The 3,223-nt window shown below is 33.4% G+C and carries 3 protein-coding genes and 1 pseudogene; all 4 read left to right on the forward strand.

Annotated elements, in window-relative coordinates; translation table 11 throughout:
* Positions 1–150: pseudogene (locus tag WBN21_RS15245) on the forward strand (CYTH domain-containing protein); the annotation flags it as partial.
* Positions 147–704, forward strand: coding sequence for a YciI family protein (locus WBN21_RS15250; protein ID WP_424201777.1), 558 nt, complete (start codon positions 147–149; stop codon positions 702–704). The pseudogene WBN21_RS15245 and the gene WBN21_RS15250, both read left to right, overlap by 4 nt.
* A 206-nt stretch (positions 705–910) precedes the next feature.
* Positions 911–1,582: an endonuclease/exonuclease/phosphatase family protein gene (locus WBN21_RS15255; protein WP_424201779.1), complete on the forward strand. Its 672-nt coding sequence runs from the start codon at positions 911–913 to the stop codon at positions 1,580–1,582.
* A 247-nt stretch (positions 1,583–1,829) separates the two neighbouring features.
* Positions 1,830–3,223, forward strand: a 1,394-nt coding sequence (locus tag WBN21_RS15260; RefSeq protein ID WP_424201781.1) for a hypothetical protein, incomplete at its 3' end; no start/stop codon positions are given.

Here is a 3,223-nt window from a genome sequence, read left to right on the forward strand (position 1 = left end):
AATGAAGGCTTAATAATAGCCGAAGTTGAGTTGGAAACGGAAAACGAAACTTTTGAAACTCCAGATTGGCTAGGCGAGGAAGTATCAGGACAAATAAAATATTATAATTCTCAATTAAGTAAACAACCATATAACACATGGAAATCATGAAAAAATTAATAATATTGGTATTTTTTATTTCGTTCTTTTTTGGCTGTAAAGACGAATCAAAAGCACCGCTTCCTGAAATTAAGGAAGACGTTAATGAAATTTCAACAATAATAAAGGATTCCATTATAGAAGAATCTGAAGAAATTATTAAAATGGAGGTTACTAAAACCATGAAACAACTCAAAGAAGAGCTTACAAAGAAAGGGTTTAAAACCTTTGATTATGTTGATAAAAAAACACAAGACACCGTTTTAATGCAACAATATTTTATGGCTTTTTTAAAAAAAGGTCCAATTCGAGGGCAAAATGAAGAAGAATCTGCCGAGCTTCAAAAGTTGCATATGGAACATTTAACTAAAATGTATGAGATGGGTTATGCCGATATTTCTGGCCCATTTGGAGACGATGGTGAAATGAGAGGTGTAACCATTTACAATGTACCAACTTTAAAAATGGCAGATAGTTTAGCCAATTCAGACCCCATGGTTATAGCTGGGCGATTACTAATTGAAATTCACCCTTGGTGGGCAGCAAAAGGATTCCCATTACGCTAATGCTGAAATTTTTTAAACGACATAGATCCCGAATCAACTTTATATTAATCATTGCATTATTACTGATTCATTTTGTGCTAAAGGAAAATACTTTTTTCTTTTCATTACTCTATTATACTTTTCCTTTACCTCTAATTATTCTAGGCATAGTATTCTTTTCATTTTTTATAAATAAAAAACAAAGAGCTTTTAACTTAGTTTTAGCTTTGATTTTATTAATACTTTGGGTGAGCCGAAGTTTTAATATAAACACCTCAGCAGTTATTCAGGAAAATGATATAGAAATTGTGTTTTGGAATGCAACTCATAAAAGAGAATTTAAACACGTTTTTGAAAAGACCAAAAACATACCAGATGTTGTTGTTTTAGTTGAATACCATGCCGAAGAACTTGAAGAAACTAAATTAAAATACCCTGAGTTTTTCTTTTATTGGCATGCTGAAAGTGAAATTGGCATTTTCTCGAAAACACCTATTGATATTGATGAAATCTTTATTTCCAAAGATGAAACCGTTGTTATCAGTTTTTTTACTCACACTTTAAATTTTTATGCCATTGACGTCGCTTCAAGTTTTAATGTTTATAGAAAAAATCAATTAAAATTCGTTACAGAGTCCATAAAGAAAACTAATAAATGTATTTTAATAGGAGATTTTAATACGCCATTGGAATCAAAGTTTTTAAATACTATTAAAATGGACTTTAATCAGGTTTTAACTGAAAAAGGTAATGGGTTTAGAGAAACATGGTTTTGGAATATTCCGCTTTTATCGCTTGATCATATTTGGGTTTCAAAAGATTTACAAATTATAAATTCAGAAAAAATTAGCACCTTCAAATCAGATCATACCATGGTTAAAACTAGTATAAGGAAATAACGAAAAAGTTGTTTTTTCTATATTAACAAAGGCTTGTATAGTTTTTGTATAGGAACATATTAGTTATTATAATTTCTTTTTGATTAATATAGCATAATATGCTTTAATGGAGTATTAATAAGTTATTTACTTGTCAAACGCATTCTTGGCTTGAATTTTATTCAGTAAATTCAGGCAGTTCTATTTTTTTGAACCAAATAGGATCACGTTATTTTTGACGTTTCCCAACCTTTTGAAAACAATTTAAATGTTAAGATACCTTATAGTATTTTTTTTAATCTTACTAACGGATTTGTCCTTTGGTCAGACTGTTTTGATTCAGACTCATAATGACGCTACAATTGGGCTTGACAGGAAAGCTTGGAATGGTTTAGGGAATACTTCTTCGCACAGCGATGGTTATGCCCATGATTTTACATTGCCAGCAAGAACGGGTTCCTGTCAAAAAATTACAGGTATACGAGTGGACATAGTTCTTTTAAACTACACGAATGACAATGTTTGTCCGCATTCAGTAAACTATTACAATCTATTTTATGGATGTGCATCATATTCTGGGGGCGCAACCTGTTTACCAGCAACTAATTTGATTGCAGAGCCCAACTACCCTCCAAATACAAGTCCTCCACCTTTTAATTTTGGAAGTCCTTTAGGTAGCCCCGTTAATCCTAATATTGTGCCAGATTTTGGAGATAATTTAAGTGTTGATATAATCCCTGTTTCTAATCCAGGTTGCAATCCTGTAATTAATGGCAATATAAGTTATCAATATACCATAACGGTTACGGTTACAATTTCAGACGTAACACCTACAGAACCACCAATAGTAAATTGTTGGGATAACTTTGTGTTTAATGCTACCAATTGTACTTGGGAGAATACAGGTTCCCAAGACGCACAACCACCAGTTGTAAATTGTTGGGATAATTTCGTGTTTAATACTACAAGCTGTACTTGGGAGAATACAGGATCTCAAGACACAGAACCACCAGTTGTAAATTGTTGGGATAACTTTGTTTTTAATACTACTAGTTGTACATGGGAAAACACAGGTTCACAAGATACAGAACCGCCAACCGTTAATTGTTGGGATAACTTTGTATTTAATACTTCAAGTTGTACCTGGGAGAATACGGGTTCACAAGATGCGCAACCACCAATAGTAAATTGCTGGGATAACTTTGTTTTTAATACTACTAGTTGCACATGGGAGAATGCGGGTTCACAAGATACAGAACCACCAACCGTTAATTGTTGGGATAACTTTGTGTTTAATACTACAAGCTGTGCCTGGGAGAATACTGGCACTCAAGATGTAGAGCCACCAATAGTTAACTGTTGGGACAATTTCTTGTTTAATACTACTAGTTGTGCTTGGGAGAATACTGGCACTCAGGACGCAGAACCACCGGCAGTAAATTGTTGGGATAACTTCGTATTTAATACTACAAGCTGTTCATGGGAGAATACTGGTTCACAAGATGCAGAGCCATCAGTAGTAAATTGTTGGGATAATATTGTTTTTAATACTACCAGTTGTACATGGGAGAATACGGGTTCTCAGGATGCAGAACCTGCAACCGTAAATTGTTGGGATAATTTTGTTTTTAATACAACCAGTTGTGCTTGGGAGAATACAGG

This window comes from Algibacter sp. (assembly GCF_049667265.1).
Taxonomy (GTDB): Bacteria; Bacteroidota; Bacteroidia; order Flavobacteriales; family Flavobacteriaceae; genus Algibacter_B.